At 68.2% G+C, this 15,082-nt stretch carries 11 protein-coding genes; 6 read left to right on the top strand and 5 right to left on the bottom strand.

The window, feature by feature from the left end:
- Nucleotides 1-81: 81 nt before the first annotated feature.
- Together ACLD02_RS14800 and ACLD02_RS14795 are read right to left on the bottom strand one after the other, a co-directional pair.
- On the bottom strand, nucleotides 82-2,214 hold the full coding sequence (locus ACLD02_RS14800) for a PQQ-dependent dehydrogenase, methanol/ethanol family (RefSeq protein WP_410299057.1): 2,133 nt from the start codon (nucleotides 2,212-2,214) through the stop codon (nucleotides 82-84).
- Nucleotides 2,215-2,254: 40 nt separating this feature from the next.
- Nucleotides 2,255-3,703, bottom strand: coding sequence for an aldehyde dehydrogenase family protein (locus tag ACLD02_RS14795; protein ID WP_410299056.1), 1,449 nt, complete (start codon nucleotides 3,701-3,703; stop codon nucleotides 2,255-2,257).
- 368 nt (nucleotides 3,704-4,071) lie between these two features.
- On the opposite strand from ACLD02_RS14795, the gene ACLD02_RS14790 reads away from it, so the two are divergent.
- Complete coding sequence (locus ACLD02_RS14790) at nucleotides 4,072-5,013, top strand: helix-turn-helix domain-containing protein (protein ID WP_203099859.1); 942 nt, start codon at nucleotides 4,072-4,074, stop codon at nucleotides 5,011-5,013.
- An 83-nt stretch (nucleotides 5,014-5,096) separates the two neighbouring features.
- Here the strand turns inward: ACLD02_RS14790 and ACLD02_RS14785 are convergent, their stop codons facing one another.
- On the bottom strand, nucleotides 5,097-5,528 hold the full coding sequence (locus ACLD02_RS14785; protein ID WP_410299055.1) for an acyl-CoA thioesterase: 432 nt from the start codon (nucleotides 5,526-5,528) through the stop codon (nucleotides 5,097-5,099).
- A gap of 93 nt (nucleotides 5,529-5,621) precedes the next feature.
- Between ACLD02_RS14785 and ACLD02_RS14780 the strand changes: the two genes are divergently transcribed.
- Nucleotides 5,622-6,692: a DUF748 domain-containing protein gene (locus tag ACLD02_RS14780; RefSeq protein WP_410299054.1), complete on the top strand. Its 1,071-nt coding sequence runs from the start codon at nucleotides 5,622-5,624 to the stop codon at nucleotides 6,690-6,692.
- 26 nt (nucleotides 6,693-6,718) lie between these two features.
- Entirely contained in the window at nucleotides 6,719-7,219 is a 501-nt protein-coding gene (locus ACLD02_RS14775; RefSeq protein ID WP_410299053.1) for a hypothetical protein, read from the top strand.
- 31 nt (nucleotides 7,220-7,250) lie between these two features.
- Here the strand turns inward: ACLD02_RS14775 and ACLD02_RS14770 are convergent, their stop codons facing one another.
- The gene (locus ACLD02_RS14770) at nucleotides 7,251-8,786 is read right to left on the bottom strand and encodes an FAD-dependent oxidoreductase (RefSeq protein ID WP_410299052.1); all 1,536 of its coding nucleotides are present in this window, start codon (nucleotides 8,784-8,786) and stop codon (nucleotides 7,251-7,253) included.
- Nucleotides 8,783-9,421, bottom strand: a complete 639-nt coding sequence (locus ACLD02_RS14765) for a gluconate 2-dehydrogenase subunit 3 family protein (protein WP_203099869.1) — start codon at nucleotides 9,419-9,421, stop codon at nucleotides 8,783-8,785. Before ACLD02_RS14765 ends, ACLD02_RS14770 begins: the two co-directional genes overlap by 4 nt.
- A 197-nt stretch (nucleotides 9,422-9,618) precedes the next feature.
- On the opposite strand from ACLD02_RS14765, the gene ACLD02_RS14760 reads away from it, so the two are divergent.
- From ACLD02_RS14760 to ACLD02_RS14750, 3 genes are all read left to right on the top strand, one after another.
- Nucleotides 9,619-10,380, top strand: coding sequence for a hypothetical protein (locus ACLD02_RS14760; RefSeq protein WP_410299051.1), 762 nt, complete (start codon nucleotides 9,619-9,621; stop codon nucleotides 10,378-10,380).
- Nucleotides 10,377-11,804, top strand: coding sequence for a Y-family DNA polymerase (locus tag ACLD02_RS14755; protein ID WP_410299050.1), 1,428 nt, complete (start codon nucleotides 10,377-10,379; stop codon nucleotides 11,802-11,804). The genes ACLD02_RS14760 and ACLD02_RS14755 overlap by 4 nt, the downstream gene beginning before the upstream one ends.
- 80 nt (nucleotides 11,805-11,884) lie before the next feature.
- Nucleotides 11,885-15,022: an error-prone DNA polymerase gene (locus ACLD02_RS14750; RefSeq protein ID WP_410299049.1), complete on the top strand. Its 3,138-nt coding sequence runs from the start codon at nucleotides 11,885-11,887 to the stop codon at nucleotides 15,020-15,022.
- Nucleotides 15,023-15,082 lie beyond the last annotated feature (60 nt).

The following is a 15,082-nucleotide window of genomic DNA, read 5'->3' as shown; positions in this document are numbered from 1 at the left end:
TACCGGCCCCGTACCGTTTTTCTGCCCTTGGGGGGCAGCCCGCCCCGACCGGTCCGCCGGTCGGGGCTTTTTATTGGTTCCCTAGAGGCTGTCCTTGAGGTCGTGGGCGCGCTTGATCACGTACTGGTGGATCGCCTCGATCTGCGCCGGCGTCAGGCGGCCGGCGAACGACGGCATGCCCTTGTCCTGGTAGAGACCGGCGACGATGCCCGGGAACGCCTTGTGGGTGTCGCCGTCCATGTAGCGCAGGTCCGGCACCACGCCACCCCCCATGGCGCTGAAGCCGTGGCACAGGCCGCAGTTGTCGTTGTACAGATCACGGCCCTGATCCACGGTGGCGGCATCGGCGGTGAGCGGCGGCAGCGCCTCCGGCACGGCCACCGCGCGGCGTTGCGGCTCAGGCAAGGTGGCGTCGCCGTCCAGCTTGTAGGTGAGGATGCGCGCTTCCGGCTGTACCTTGGCGTTGGCCGCCAGGCCGCCGAACGCCAGCGGGAACACCCCGCCCCAGCCGGCCATGAAGGTGACGTACTGCTCGCCGTCCACCTCATAGGTCACCGGGCCGGCCACCACGCCGGTGTTGGCCGGCGCTTCCCAGAGCTTGTCGCCGTCGGCGGCGTCGTAGGCGGCCACGGTGCCGGTGACGTTGCCCTGGAACACCAGGCCGCCAGCGGTGGACAGCACGCCGCCGTTCCAGATGCTGGGGAACGGCTGGCGCCACACCTCCTTCCGCGCCACCGGGTCCCAGGCCACCAGCCGGCCCTTGTAGGCGGCCACGGTCTTGGCCAGGGTTTCCGCATCCTCGGGCAGTGCCACCGGCTCGCTGCCCACCTGGAAGCGGCTCTTGCCCCGGAAGGTGGCATCGTTGTCCGGCACCATCATGGCCGGCGCTTCCTGCACCGGAATGTAGGCCAGGCCGGTGTCCGGGCTGAACGACATGGGCTGCCAGTTGTGCGCGCCCAGCGGGCCCGGCACCAGCAGGCGCGGGCCCTTGGTCCAGTCCGCCACGTCCTGGTTGACCACCGGTCGGCCGGTAGCCGGGTCGACCCGCTCGGCCCAGTTCACCGGCGCGTACTTCTCGGCGGAGAGCAGCTCGCCGCTGCGCCGGTCGATCACATAGTAAAAACCGTTCTTGGGCGCCTGCATCAACACCTGGCGCATCTCGCCGTCGATTTCCAGATCCGCCAGGGTGATGGTCTGGGTAGCGGTGAAATCCCACTGGTCGCCGGGGGTGGTCTGGTAGTGCCAGACGTACTCACCGGTATCCGGGCGCAGCGCCACGATGGAGCTCAGGTAGAGGTTGTCGCCTTTGCCTTCGGAGCGCGCCTGGCGGTTCCACAGGCTGCCGTTGCCGGTGCCGATGTAGAGCAGGTCCAGCCTCGGGTCATAGGCCATGGAATCCCACACCGTGCCGCCGCCGCCCTGCTTCCAGTACTGGTCGCCGAACCAGGTTTCCCGGGCCCGGGCCATGGCCTCGTTTTCCGGCGGCTGGGACGGATCGCCGGGTACCGTGAAGAAACGCCAGGCCTGCTTGCCGGTGTCGGCGTCGTAGGCGGTGATGTAGCCGCGCACGCCGAACTCGGCGCCGCCGTTGCCGATGATTACCTTGCCCTTCACCACCCGGGGGGCGCCGGTGACGGTGTAGCTGCGGTTTTTGTCGATCAGGGTGTCCACGCTCCACACCGGCTCGCCGGTGGCGGCGTCCAGAGCAATCAGGCGGCCATCATAGGCACCCACGTAGACCTTGCCCTTCCACACCGCCACGCCCCGGTTCACCGGGCCGCAGCAGCCATCCCGGGCACGTGTTCTGGTGACGCCGGGGTCGTATTTCCACAGCAGCTCGCCGCTGCGGGCGTCCAGAGCGTAAACCATGCTGAACGGCCCGGTGGTGTACATGACGCCGTCCACCACGATGGGCGTGGCTTCCACGCCCCGGTCCAGGTCCAGCTTGTAGGTCCAGGCCAGCCCCAGGCGGCCCACGTTGTCCTGGTTGATGCGGTCCAGGCGGCTGAAACGCTGCTCCTGATAGGTGCCGCCGTGGGTCATCCAGTTGCCGGGTTCGGCGGCGGCGGCGGTCAGCCGGGCGGCATCCACGTCAGCCGCCGGGCGGGAGGAAACGGAGGGATCGGCAGGCGCACGCTCGAAATAGGTGCACGCGGAAACCAGGCAGGCGGCGGCCAGGGCCGCCGCACCGCCCATGCGGGTCGAAGTGTTCATTGTTGTCCTCGCTATTCTTGTTATACGTGCCGGACCGGTTTTACTGGGTCACGACGGTGATCACTTTTTCTTCGGTGTAGGCGAGCACGCCGCTCAAACCACCCTCGCGACCCAGGCCGCTGGCCTTCATGCCGCCCCAGGGCAGGCGCGCGTCGATCGGCGCCCAGCAGTTGACGCCCACGGCGCCGGCACGCACGGCACGGGCCACGCGATGGGCGCGGGCGACATCGGCGGTCCATACCGTGGCCGCCAGGCCGTAGCGGGTGTCGTTGGCCAGGCGCACCGCGTCCGCTTCGTCCTCGAAGCCGATCACCGTGGCCACCGGGCCGAAGATTTCGTCCCGGGCGATGCTCAGGTCGTTATCGCCGAGGAACACCGTGGGGCGCACGAAGCAGCCCTTTTCCGTGTCCATGGCGCCGCCGCTGAGCAATTTGGCGCCTTCCTGCACGCCCCGTTGAATGTAGTCGGTGACCTTGTCGCGCTGGGCGGCGCTGGCCAGCGCGCCCATTTGCACCTCGCCGGCGGACGGGTCGCCCACCTGGATGCCCTCGGCCACCGCCGCCAGGTTATCGGCGAATTCCCGCAGGCGGCTGTTGTGCACCAGAATGCGACTGCCGGCGGCGCATACCTGGCCGCTGTTGAAGAAGATGCCCATGGCGCAGCCTTGCACGGCGGCGTCCAGGTCGGCGTCGTCGAATACGATCTGCGGGCTTTTGCCGCCCAGTTCCAGGGATATCCGCTTGAAGCGGCTGCCGGCGGTTTCCTGGATGCGCGCGCCCACTTCCGGGCTGCCGGTGAAGGAAATCTTGTCCACCCCCGGGTGGGTGCACAACGCCTCGCCCACCACGCTGCCCACGCCGGTGACCACGTTCACCACGCCATCGGGAATGCCCGCTTCCTGGCACAGCTTCACCAGATGCAGGGCGGACAGCGGAGTTTCCTCGGATGGCTTGAGCACCACGGTGCAGCCGGCGGCCAGCAACGGACCGAGTTTCCAACTGGTGATCATCAGGGGCGTGTTCCAGGGGATGATCGCGCCCACCACGCCCACCGGCTCACGCACCGTGTAGGACAGGGTCGGCGTGCCCATGTAGCCGGGGGTGGGAATGGTGCGCCCTTCGATCTTGTCGGCCCAGCCCGCGCAGGTGCGCAGGGTGGATATGGCGTTGGGCAGGTCCAGCAGGCGTGGTTCCATGCCGGGGCGGCCAATGCAGGCGGCGTCCAGATCCGCCAGGGTGTCGGCGTCCCGTTCCACCAGGTCCGCCAGCCGATTGATCAGGCGGCCTCGATCCTCGCCGGACAGAGCGCTCCAGGCACCGCCGTCCAGTTGCGCGCGGGCGGCGGAAACCGCCGCTTCCACGTCATCGGAGGTGCCCTGCGCCACCTCCGCCAGCAGCGAATCGTTGGCGGGGCTCACCACTTTCATGGTGCGACCATCGGAGGCCGGCACGTCGCGGCCGGCAATGAAGTGTCCTCGCTTCTCAGTCACGGAAATGCCTCCATCGGAATCGTTTTTATGATGGCGACATTGTCGGCCCGCCGCCGCGGAGCGGCATGGCACTGGGTGCAAAGTTGTTGACGCTGCGTGCCGGGCCCACCGGCGGCTTTGTTGTCCGGCGCCTTCAATCTGTTATATTCGTTCATAGGTTAATAACAACAACCCGGTTGAACCGGCCCATCCAGGGCGCGGAACACCGGTGAGCCGCGCTTCGCACCGGACCAGGACCCGGCCTTCACGTGCATGCTTTTTGCATGAGCTTTTTTGAATGAAGGCGTTACCCGACCGTCCTGAACCGGGGCCGAAAGCCCGGTCACCGTTTTCCGAGTACCGCCATGGAGAATGCCGTGGAGAGCGCCGTGCAAGCATTACGCAGTCACACCCATCCCGCGCCGGGCAATCACCAGGTGATTGAAGGCTTCCGCCCCTGGCAGAATTTCGTCAACTGCAATTTCCCATGGCTGGAGATGAGCGCAAGCAAGAAGCAGGATTTCCGCGCCGACGTGCAGCTGTGCAACTTCGATCACCGTGCCGTGGCCGTGATCCGCTCCGATTCCTGCCAGGTGCGACGCACCGGTTTCGGCGCCCGCCGCGCCGAGGAAGGCCTGCTCAAGGTGATGTGGCAACAGAACGGACGCACCGCCGTGGAGCAGGATGGCCGGGAAACCCTGCTGCACACCGGCGACGTCACCATCTGCGATACCGCCCGTCCCTATCAACTGGCCATGGAAGACCATGCCCAACTGGCCATTCTGATGCTGCCCTACGAGGCGATTCCCGGCTGGGAACGGCTCAGCCAGCGAGTCTGCGCCCACACCCTCAATGATCGCACCACCGCCCGCGCCGCCCTGGCCGCGGTGATGGCGCTGCTCGACCAGAATGGCGACGGCGGCGGCAACGCCAGCCCGGTGTTCCAGGCGGTGCAAATGATGCTCTCCGCCCTGCTCCACTGCGCCACCGCGCCGGACAAGCTCTCCGCCGCCACCACCCTGGACGTGGCCCACCAGCACGTGCTCGCGCACATCGATGATCCGGAGCTGAGCCCGGACGAGCTGGCCGGCGCCCTGCACGTGTCACGGCGGGCCCTGTACCGGCTGTTCGAGGAGCATCAGCTGACGCCGGGGCGTTTTATCCGCCGGGTGCGCCTGGACGCGGTGCGCGAGGCCCTGGCGGCGCCGGACAACGAGCACCGCAGCATCCTGGAAATTGCCCTGGATTACGGCTTCACCGACAGTGCCTCCTTCAGCCGTGCCTTCAAGGCGGCGTTCGGCGTCAGCCCCAGCGAGTGGCGCCTGGCCTAGGGCCTGTTCACACTACACTTGCATCCTGACTGGAGGACCAAAATGACACCTAGCAGGCGCGATGCAAGTAGTGTGAACAGGCCCTAGGCCAGAGCCGCCAGCGCCGCGCGCAGCGGTTCCGGGATCGGCACCGGCCGGCCGCTGACGCGATCCACGAACACATGCACCACGAAACCCAGCGCCTTGGCGTCGCCCTGTTCGCCGAACAGGGCCAGGCCGTAGCGCACCGAACTGTTGCCCAGCTTGTCCACCCGCATGCCCACCGTCAGCGCCTCCGGATAGGCGGCCGCCTCGAAATAATCGCAGCCGGAGCTGACCACGTAGGCGATCACCTCGCCGTCATGGATGTCCAGGCCACCCCGCTCGATCAGGTAGCGGTTGATGGTGGAGTCAAAATAGCTGTAATAGACGACGTTGTTGATGTGGCCGTAAACGTCATTGTCCGCCCAGCGGCTGTCCACCGGGCACAGATAGCCGAATTCATCGCGCGACGGGCGCGCTCGGTGCTCACTCATGCAGGGTCCTCGCGAAAATCGTGCCGGTGCGCGATGATAACCCGGGATCGCGGCTGAAGCCGCCCCCCGTTTACGCAAGGACAGGGATTGCCAATGACACGACGTCGCCGTATCGCCCTCACCATTCTGCTCACTCTGGTCGCCCTGCTGCTGGTGCTGCACCTGGCCCTGCCCTGGCTGGTGCGCGATTACCTCAACAAGCAAATGGCCGGGATGGGCGATTACCGGGGCCATATCGAAGACGTGGACCTGGCCTGGTGGCGCGGCGCCTACCGGCTGGAGGGTTTCACCATCGTGCGTCTGGACGGCACCGTGCCGGAGCCGCTGCTGGACGCACCGGCCGTCGATCTGGCGGTGAGCTGGCGGGCATTGTGGGAAGACCATGCCCTGGTGGCACGCATCCTGTTCGAGGAACCCATGGTCACCTTCGTGGACGGCGGCGACAAGGTCTCCGACCAGACCGGCGCCGGCACCGACTGGCGCGCGCGCCTGCAACAACTGGTGCCGATCACCCTCAACGAAGTGCGGGTGGAGGACGGTCGCCTGGTGTTCCGCAATGACCATTCCAACCCCTCGGTGAACATCGAGGCCAGCCAAGTCGATCTCCGGATCACCAATCTGACCAACAGCCGCGGCGCGGGAGGCAGCCGGGTGGCCACGCTGAAAGGACGGGCCCAGGTACTCGGTGAGGCGCCCCTGGAGACCTCCGCCACCTTCGACCCGTTCAGTGATCTGCGCGACTTCGACTTTCAGTTGCGGATCACCGGCGTGAACCTGGTCACCCTGAACGACTTCACCCGCGCCTACGCCAATCTGGATGTACGGTCCGGCCATGGCGACCTGGTGATGGAACTGAGCGCCCGGAACGGCCAATTGGACGGCTATGTGAAACCGCTGCTCAAGGACCTGGATGTGTTCGACTGGCAACAGGACGTGGCCGGCCCGGACGGCTCGGTACTGGGCGGCCTGTGGGAAGCCCTGGCCGGCGCCGTGCAGACCCTGCTCAAGAATCAGCGTGAGGACCAGTTCGCCACCCGCATACCGATCAGCGGCCAGGTGGAGCAAAGCGAAACCGGTACCTGGGCGGCGCTTTTCGGTATCCTGCGCAATGCGTTCGTGGAAGCTTTCTCGACGCGCTTCGAGGGGAACGCACCGCGACAATGACATCCCGCCCCGCACAGGAGATCCCCATGGGCATGCGCCTTCCGACGGTCCTGACCGCCCTGCTCGCCCTTGGCGGCTGCGTCAGCCCCGCCGGCCCGGAATATCGCCCCGAACCCAACCCGGCGCCCCGGGATCTGCGCACTTATCAACTGCGCCTGGACCCGCCACTGCCGGCGGAACAGGTGCGCGTGGAAGTGGTGTACCGCGCCACCAGGGTGGAATGCCCGGTGAGCCAGGCCGGCGTGCGCCTCACCCCGGAGCAACGCGGGCAGGGCCTCATCTTCCAGGTTGCCCTGGACCAGTTCACCGACCCGCGCTGCGGCTGGCAGGCGAACCAGCTGTGGGTCGCCCTGCGCGCCGGCGACAACTACCGCACCCGCTTCAGCGTGCCGCCGGCCCTGGACCAGCAGGTGCGCTGGTGCCGGCTCAACCCGGAGCACGGCACCTGCCTGGCACGGCAACGGGACATTCTCGACTACAAGGTGCCCGGTGACGTGCACCGGGTGGTGATTACGCGGGGGCAATGAAACCAGCGGCACTGATCCGCTTCAGTCGCGATCAACCGTTACGGGCCATGCGTTCGGCAATGCGGGTGGCCAGGGCGTACACCGTGACCTGGGGATTAACGATGATCGAGGTGGGCAACAGCCCGGCGTCGGCGATATAGAGCCCCTTCACGTCGTGGCACTCACCGTCGCCATTGACCACGCTGGTGGCCGGGTCGGCGCCCATGCGGGTACTGCCCTGGGGGTGGTAGCTGACCATGCGCAGGTGCTGGGGTGCGTTTTCCAGGCCGTCCACGGCGGCCTCGATGTCCGCCTCCGAGCGAATCACGCGGCGGTCGCTGGAGGGCACATGGACCTCCTCGGCGCCGGAGGCCAGATGCAGCCGGGCGGCGGCCTTGAGGGCCCGCTTCATGGACGGGAAGTCCGCGTTGTCGAGCTGGTAGTCGATCACCTTTTGGCCGTCTTCCCAGCGAATGGTGCCCACGTTGTGGTCGTGGATCAGGGTCACCAGCCCGGCCAGGTACTTGCTGTCGCGCATGAAGTCCATGAACGGTTCGCCGCTGCCGGGTTCAGCGGTCATGCTCAACTCCATCGGCCCGGCACCACCGTCCTCCAGCACGAAGCCACCCTTGTCCGGGTGCAGGAATTCATCCACGTACACGCCCAGCATGGCGCCCCGCCAGGGGTGCACCGGTTCCGGGTAGCGGGCGGATACGTACAGCGACGGGTGGCAGGCGAAGTTGCGCCCCACCTGCCCGGAGCTATTGGCCAGGCCGCTTTTCAGCAGCAGCAGCGGCGTCTGCACCGCGCCGGCGGCCAGGATCACCCGTTCCGCGTTGACCGTCAGATCCGCCACCTTGACGCCGTCATGGCCGGTGACCTGGGCGCGCACCCCCCGGGCGCGGCCATTTTCCGCCAGCACTTCGGTGACCCGGGTGTCGGCGAAGATGCGCGCCCCGTGGGCGCTGGCCCAGGGCAGATAGCTGACCAGCATGGACTGCTTGCGCTCGGTCTTGCAGCCGGACAGGCAGTGGCCGGTGAGCGCGCAGTCGCGGATGTTGCGTTTGAACGGCTTCACCGACCAGCCCAGCTTGTGGGCCCCGGCGCGAATCAGCCGGCCATGGCGGGCGATCTCGTGTTCGCCGTTTTCGTGGATCGCCAGGTTACGTTCCACCCGCTCGAAGTACGGCGCCATTTCCTCGGCGGTCAACTCGGAAAGCCCGAAATCCCGCCGCCAGTCCTCCAGGATGAAATCCGGCGTGCGGAAACACACACAGCCGTTGACCACCGTGGAGCCCCCCACGCAGGCACCCTGCAGCACCAGCAAGTCGCCGCTCTTGTTGGTCTGGCCACCGTGATCCTGATAAAGGGTTTCCAGGCTGTGGGAGAAGCGTTCGGTGAACTCCCTGGAAGGCACATAGGGGCCCGCCTCCAGGATCAGCACCTTCTTGCCGCGCCGGGCCAGCTCATAGCCGGTCACCGCACCGCCGGCGCCGGAACCGACGATCACCACATCCGCGTCCAGGGTCAGCCGGGATTCGCGGATATCCTGGGCCTGGGTCACCGCCAGGCCAGATTCAGCGGTCATGCTCGTTCCTCCGCGCGCGCTTCATCCGGCGCCTCATCGGGAAGGGGCGCGTTGCCCAGATAGGCCAGCCCCCACGACTCCGAGACCGGGCCGTCGAACTCGATGGCCGGCCAGGTCGCCGGCTCGCTCCAGTAGGCGCTGTAGGTAAGTTGCTTGATCACCGTGGCCAGGGTGCGCTGAACCGCATTGCCCCGGCTCCAGGCATCGAAATAATCCCGACCGGTGGCCGCATCCAGATCCACGAAGCGGCGCCCGTGGAACACCACCGCGGCGTTATCGAACAACGTCAAACCAGTGGCCAGTTGCGCGCGCAGGGACGGCGCCATGAAACCCAGGGTCCTTTGCACATTGGCCACCACCGGAACCTCCCCGGTGGCGGGCAGATCGGTGCCATCCGTGGGCAGCAGCACCACCCGGGCGCGATCGAACAGATGGTATTCCTGGCGGCTCAGGCCCTCGGCCCAGGCCGGCTTGGGTTGCTGGTCCAAAGGCGAACGGCGCAGCAGGGCGAAGCCGCCGGCGGCCACCGCCGCCACCCCGGCAGTGCCGGCCAGGGTCCACTTGAGAAAACGCCGCCGGCTCAGCCCGCGCTGCCAGGTGGCGGCGATCCGGTGGGCACTTTGTTGTTGTGTCATCGTGATCTCGGGGCTCGGGAACAGGCTTTCGAAGCTACTCAACCCGCCCGGGGAATACAATATGTTTACCCGCACAGGGGCCGTTGACCGCACGGGACAAACAGCAGGCGTCAAACCGGTCCCCCGTGGCACGACCCGCTTGCAGCCCGCGCCCATCTCGGATACTGTCCTTTTGTACAGTGTCCGAGTGCTTTCCCATGTCCTCCGCGTTTCTGCAACAGCTCCTCTCCCGCCGGGACACCTGGCGGGGGCGCGACCTTGACGGCGCCACCCGGGGCGGCCGGCCCACCGGCTTCACCGCCCTGGACCGGCTGCTCAGTCAGGGTGGCTGGCCGACTCACGGGTTGGTGGAGTTGCTCTGCCCGCTGCCCTGCCCGCCGCTGCTGCATCTGCTGCTGCCGACACTGGCTGGCGACCAGCCCGGCGCCCGGTTGATCGCCAACCCACCGGAACGGCCCTCGGCGCTGGCGCTGGCCCGCGCCGGCGTGCCCCTGGAACGGCTGCTGGTGCTGCACGGTGAGCGCGACGGCCTGCTGCGCGCCTGCTACGAAGCGGCCGCCAGCGACACCGTCAGCACCCTGCTTCTGTGGGCACCGGGCGGCGCCCTGCCGGCGGGCACCCTGCGACGGCTGCATCTGGGCGCCCAGCAGGGGCGCTGCCTGCTGGTGCTGGCGCGCCCCCGGCGGGCGGCGCGCCAGCCCAGCCCGGCGCCCCTGCGGCTGGAACTGGAGTGCCCCGCCCCCGGCGAACTGAGCGTGACCGTGCACAAGCAACCCGGCGGTCGCCCCGGAGAACACTGCCGCCTGACCCTGCTGCCCGAGCACCTGCGCAGGGCGCCGCCGGCCACCGCCACCCTGCCGGCGCTCACCCGCCGCCCCCGGCCGGCCAGCGAGCCGCCGGGGCGGGTACCGCCCAGGCCATCATTGGATGCACCGGGCCCGGAGGCCCCGCGACCATGAGCGCCCTGTGGCTGGCATTGCATTACCCGCTGCTGGACCTGGAGGCCGGCGACGGCCCGGTGGATCGGCCCCGGGTGCTGGTGCAGCGGCATCGGGTATCCCAGGCCAACCCGGCGGCCCGCGCCGCTGGCGTGGAAACCGGCCTGCGGCTGGCCACCGCCCGGGCCCTGTGCGAGGCCCTGGAAGTGCGCGAGGCGGACGACGACGTCCGGGACCAGGCCCTGCGCCACCAGGGCCGTCAGTTGCTGGCGCTGACCCCGCGGGTATGCCTGGCGCCGCCGGCCAGTCTGCTGCTGGAGGTGGGCGGCTGCCTGAAGTTGTTCGGCGGTTTCCAGGGTCTGCTGGCTCGGGTCGACCGCTACCGCCTGCACTGTCCCTTCACCACCCGGCTGGGCCTGGGGCCCACGCCCCTGTCCGCCTGGCACCTGACCGATCCGCCGCCCCTGGAGCAGGTACCGGAAGCGGCGCGCTTCCAGGCCTGGCTGGCGGCGCTGCCGCTTGATGAACTGGACCTGGACGCGCGCCTGCGCGAGCGCCTCCAGGCCCCTGGCCTGCGCACCTTGGGCGATCTCTACCCACTGCCCCGCCCGGCCCTGGGCAAACGATTCGGCGCTTCCTTTCTGGACTGGCTGCAGCGACTGCTGGGCGAGAAACCGGACCCGCGCTCCCCCCTGGCGCCGCCGCGTCCGTTTCGCCGGCGCCGGGACTTCGACGATCCGTTGGACAACCTGGACCATTTGCACCGGCCCATGGAGAGCCTGCTCGCTGAACTGGCCACGGAACTGGACCGCCACCAGGAAAGCGTGGCGGCGATCCGCTGGCATCTGTACCTGAACAACGGCCATCGGGACACGCTGGTGGTGCGCCGGGCCCATCCGGGCCACGACGTGGCCACCTGGCTGGATCTGACCCGGCGGCGCCTGGAGCATCAGATGCTGGAGGCGCCGGTGCTGGGCCTGGGGCTGGATGGCGGGCGGCCCCGGTCGCGCAATCCGGCCCTGGCCGATCTGTTCCCGGACCCCGGTGCCCGGGCGCCGCTGTCCGGTCTGCTGGAGAAACTGGCCGCGGAGCCGGCGCTGCGCCTGTACCGGCCGGACCGGGAGCCGGGGCACCTGCCCGAGGAGACCGAGCGCGGGCGCGCCCCCCTGGAGCGTCCGGCCCGCCCGGCGGCACCGGACACGGCGGCCTCGCCGGAGGACCGGCCGCTGTGGCTGCTGGACCCGCCGCGCCCGCTGGGCGTGCGCGACAGCCTGCCGCACTGGCGGGACCGGCCTCTGACGCTGTTTCCCCAGGAGGAGTGTTTCAGCCAGCCCTGGCACGACCAGGCCGCCCGCAGATACCACGTGGCCCACCATCCGGACGGGCTTTGCTGCTGGGTGTTTCAGGATGATCGGGATGGTTGGTGGCTACAGGGTTTTTTCTAGGTCCGCCTCTCGACTTGGGTGTGAACTTTCCATCCGGGCCGCGTCACGCGCGGCTCCGTAGTGTTGAACAGGGAGTCTTGATGGCCTTCGCGGAACTGCATTGCACCTCCGCCTTCACCTTCCTGGCCGGAGCCAGCCACCCGGAAGAACTGGTGCGGCAAGCCCATGATCTGGGCTACCGGGCTCTGGCGATCACCGACGACGGCTCCCTGGCCGGGGTGGCGCGCGCCTGGCAGGCCTGGAAAAACCTCGAAAGCACTTACAAAGATAGCGGTAAGCCACTGAAATTTAAGCTTATCATCGGCAGTCATTTTCGTCTCAATGAAGATCGGGGAGCACTACGGCTGGTGCTGCTGGCCCCGGACCGGCGCGCCTACGGGGAGATCGCCACCCTGATCACCCAGGGCCGCCGGCGCGCGGAAAAGGGCCACTACGACCTGCACTGGCGGGACCTGGCGCGCATTGAGCGCCACGCTCTGTGCCTGTGGCTGCCCGCCGGCGATGACCGCGACGAAGGCCATGCCGCCCTGCTCCAGGCACACTTCGGCGAGCGCCTGTGGCTGGCCTGCGAACTGCTCCAGGACGGCAACGACGCCCTGCGCTACCGCTACCTGCATGGTCTGGCACGGCGCCATGGGCTGGCCATGACCGCCACCAACGACGTGCATTACCACGTCCCGGAACGTCAGCGTCTGCAGGAAGTGTTCACCGCCCTGCGCCTGAACACCACGGTGCGGCGGCTTGGCGACCGGCGCTTTCGTAACGATCAGCGCCATCTGCGCCCACTGGAACGGCTGGCCTCGATCTATCCGCCGGCCCTGTTGGAAGAAGCCGTCTGGATCGCCGATCAGTGCGAATTCCGCCTGGACGAGATCCGCTACCAGTACCCGGAGGAGGTGGTACCACCGGGCCAGGACGCGGACCAGTACCTGGCCGGCCTGGCCCGTCAGGGCGCCGGGGCCCGCTATCCGGACGGCGTGCCGGAGCGGGTGAGCGCCCTGGTGGAGCGAGAGCTGGCGCTGATCCGCCAGCTCGGTTATGCCCATTACTTTCTCACCGTCCACGACATCGTCGCCTTCGCCCGTGGCCAGGGGATTCTCTGCCAGGGGCGCGGCTCCGCCGCCAACTCGGCGGTGTGCTACTGCCTCGGGGTCACCGAGGTGGACCCGGATCGCAGCCAGTTGCTGTTCGAACGTTTTATCTCCCAGGAACGGGATGAACCGCCGGATATCGACGTGGATTTCGAGCACGAGCGCCGCGAGGAGGTCATACAGTACCTGTACCGCAAGTACGGCCGCGACCGGGCCGCCCTGGCGGCCACCGTGATCCACTACCGCACCCGCTCGGCGGTGCGCGACGTGGGGCGGGCCCTGGGCGTGGACGCGGATCTGGTGGAACGGCTCAGCAACAACCTGGCCTGGTGGGACAAGCCGGATTCCCTGGTGGAGCGCTTTCAGGAACTGGGCCTGGGCGGCTCCACCCTGGGCCGCCAGTACCGGGAGCTGGTCCAGGAGTTGGTGGGCTTCCCTCGTCACCTGTCCCAGCACGTGGGCGGTTTCGTGATCACCCGGGACCCGGTGCACACCCTGGTGCCGGTGGAAAACGCCGCCATGCCCGACCGCACCCTGATCCAGTGGGACAAGGACGACCTGGAGTCCCTGGGGCTGATGAAGGTGGACGTGCTGGCTCTGGGCATGCTCACCGCGATCCGCAAGACCCTGGGGCTGATTGGCGACTACCGGGGCCAGCCGCTGGCGATGCAGGACATCCCCGCCGGCGACCAGGCCACCTACGACATGCTCTGCCAAGGGGACAGCGTGGGTGTGTTCCAGGTGGAATCCCGGGCGCAGATGAACATGCTGCCACGCCTGCGACCGCGCCGGTTCTACGACCTGGTGGTGGAGGTGGCGATCGTGCGGCCCGGGCCGATCCAGGGCGACATGGTGCACCCCTACCTGCGCCGTCGGGACGGCCTGGAGGAAGAGGACTACCCGGACGACAAGGTCAAAAGCGTGCTGGAACGCACCTACGGCGTGCCCATCTTCCAGGAACAGGTGATCCAGCTGGTGATGGTGGCCGCCGGCTTTTCCGGCGGCGAGGCGGACCAGCTGCGCCGGGCCATGGCCCGCTGGGGCAAGAGCGGCGAGTTGCTGGGGTTCGAGGACAAGGTGATCCAGGGCATGCGCGCCAACGGCTACAGTGGCGACTACGCGCGCCGGCTGTTCGAGCAGATGAAGGGCTTCGGCGGCTACGGCTTCCCGGAATCCCACGCCGCCAGCTTCGCCCTGCTGGTGTACGTGTCCGCCTGGCTCAAGCGCCACCACACCAGCGCCTTCTATTGCGGCCTGCTCAACAGCCTGCCGATGGGCTTTTACTCCCCCTCGCAGATTCTCCAGGACGCCCGCCGCCATGGCATCGAGACGCGGCCGCCGGACGTGCGCCACAGCCATTGGGACCACACCCTGGAAGACGCGCACCGCGAGAGGCTGGGCGTGCAGCCGGCGCTGCGGCTGGGGCTGCGTCAGATCAAGGGCTTCAATGAGGACGCCGCCGGGCGGTTGGTGGCGGCCCGCGACCAGGCCCCCTTCCGTGGCGTGCGCGATCTGTGCGAACGGGCCGCCCTGGGCAGCCGTGAGCGCGAGGCTCTGGTGGCCGGCAACGCCCTGCGCGGCCTGAGCGGCCATCGCCATCAGGCGCACTGGGACGTGCAGGGCCTGGAGGCGCGACGACCTCTGCTCGGCGGCCAGGGCGGCGAGCTCCGCGACGACCACGACGGCGTCTACCTGGACGCGCCCTCGGAACACCGGTCGCTGATCGAGGATTATCGCCACCTGGGGCTCACCCTGGGCCGCCATCCCATGGCACTGGTGCGCCACCTGCCGCGCTTCAAGCGTTGCCAGCGTGCCCGGGAACTGAAGCGGGCCCGGCCCAACCAACTGGTACGGGTGGCCGGCCTGGTCACCAACCGGCAACGTCCGGGCTCCGCCAAGGGCACCTTGTTCATGACCCTGGAGGACGAAACCGGCAACACCAACGTGGTGGTGTGGACCTCGATCCAGGAGCGTTACCGGCAAATCCTGCTGAAGAGCCCGCTGGTGATCGTTACCGGCACCGTGGAGATCAGCCCGGAGGGCATCGTCCATCTGATGGCCGGACGTCTCCAGGACGCCCGTGACGCCCTGGACGAACTGCAGGTACGGTCGCGGGACTTCAAATAAAGGTTCATCAAGCCTCGGGGCGGGCTCCCCCATCAAGGGCACGTCCCGAAGCACCGTGGC

The organism is Alloalcanivorax sp. C16-2 (assembly GCF_046507615.1).
GTDB classification, from domain to species: Bacteria; Pseudomonadota; Gammaproteobacteria; order Pseudomonadales; family Alcanivoracaceae; genus Alloalcanivorax; species Alloalcanivorax marinus_A.
This window is presented reverse-complemented; position numbering and strand designations above follow the sequence as displayed.

Coding starts and splice junctions, on each gene's coding strand:
- ACLD02_RS14800 (WP_410299057.1), bottom strand. CDS start 2,214: ATGAACACTTCGACCCGCATGGGCGGTGCGGCGGCCCTGGCCGCCGCC.
- ACLD02_RS14785 (WP_410299055.1), bottom strand. CDS start 5,528: ATGAGTGAGCACCGAGCGCGCCCGTCGCGCGATGAATTCGGCTATCTG.
- ACLD02_RS14780 (WP_410299054.1), top strand. CDS start 5,622: ATGACACGACGTCGCCGTATCGCCCTCACCATTCTGCTCACTCTGGTC.
- ACLD02_RS14775 (WP_410299053.1), top strand. CDS start 6,719: ATGGGCATGCGCCTTCCGACGGTCCTGACCGCCCTGCTCGCCCTTGGC.
- ACLD02_RS14770 (WP_410299052.1), bottom strand. CDS start 8,786: ATGACCGCTGAATCTGGCCTGGCGGTGACCCAGGCCCAGGATATCCGC.
- ACLD02_RS14765 (WP_203099869.1), bottom strand. CDS start 9,421: ATGACACAACAACAAAGTGCCCACCGGATCGCCGCCACCTGGCAGCGC.
- ACLD02_RS14760 (WP_410299051.1), top strand. CDS start 9,619: ATGTCCTCCGCGTTTCTGCAACAGCTCCTCTCCCGCCGGGACACCTGG.
- ACLD02_RS14755 (WP_410299050.1), top strand. CDS start 10,377: ATGAGCGCCCTGTGGCTGGCATTGCATTACCCGCTGCTGGACCTGGAG.
- ACLD02_RS14750 (WP_410299049.1), top strand. CDS start 11,885: ATGGCCTTCGCGGAACTGCATTGCACCTCCGCCTTCACCTTCCTGGCC.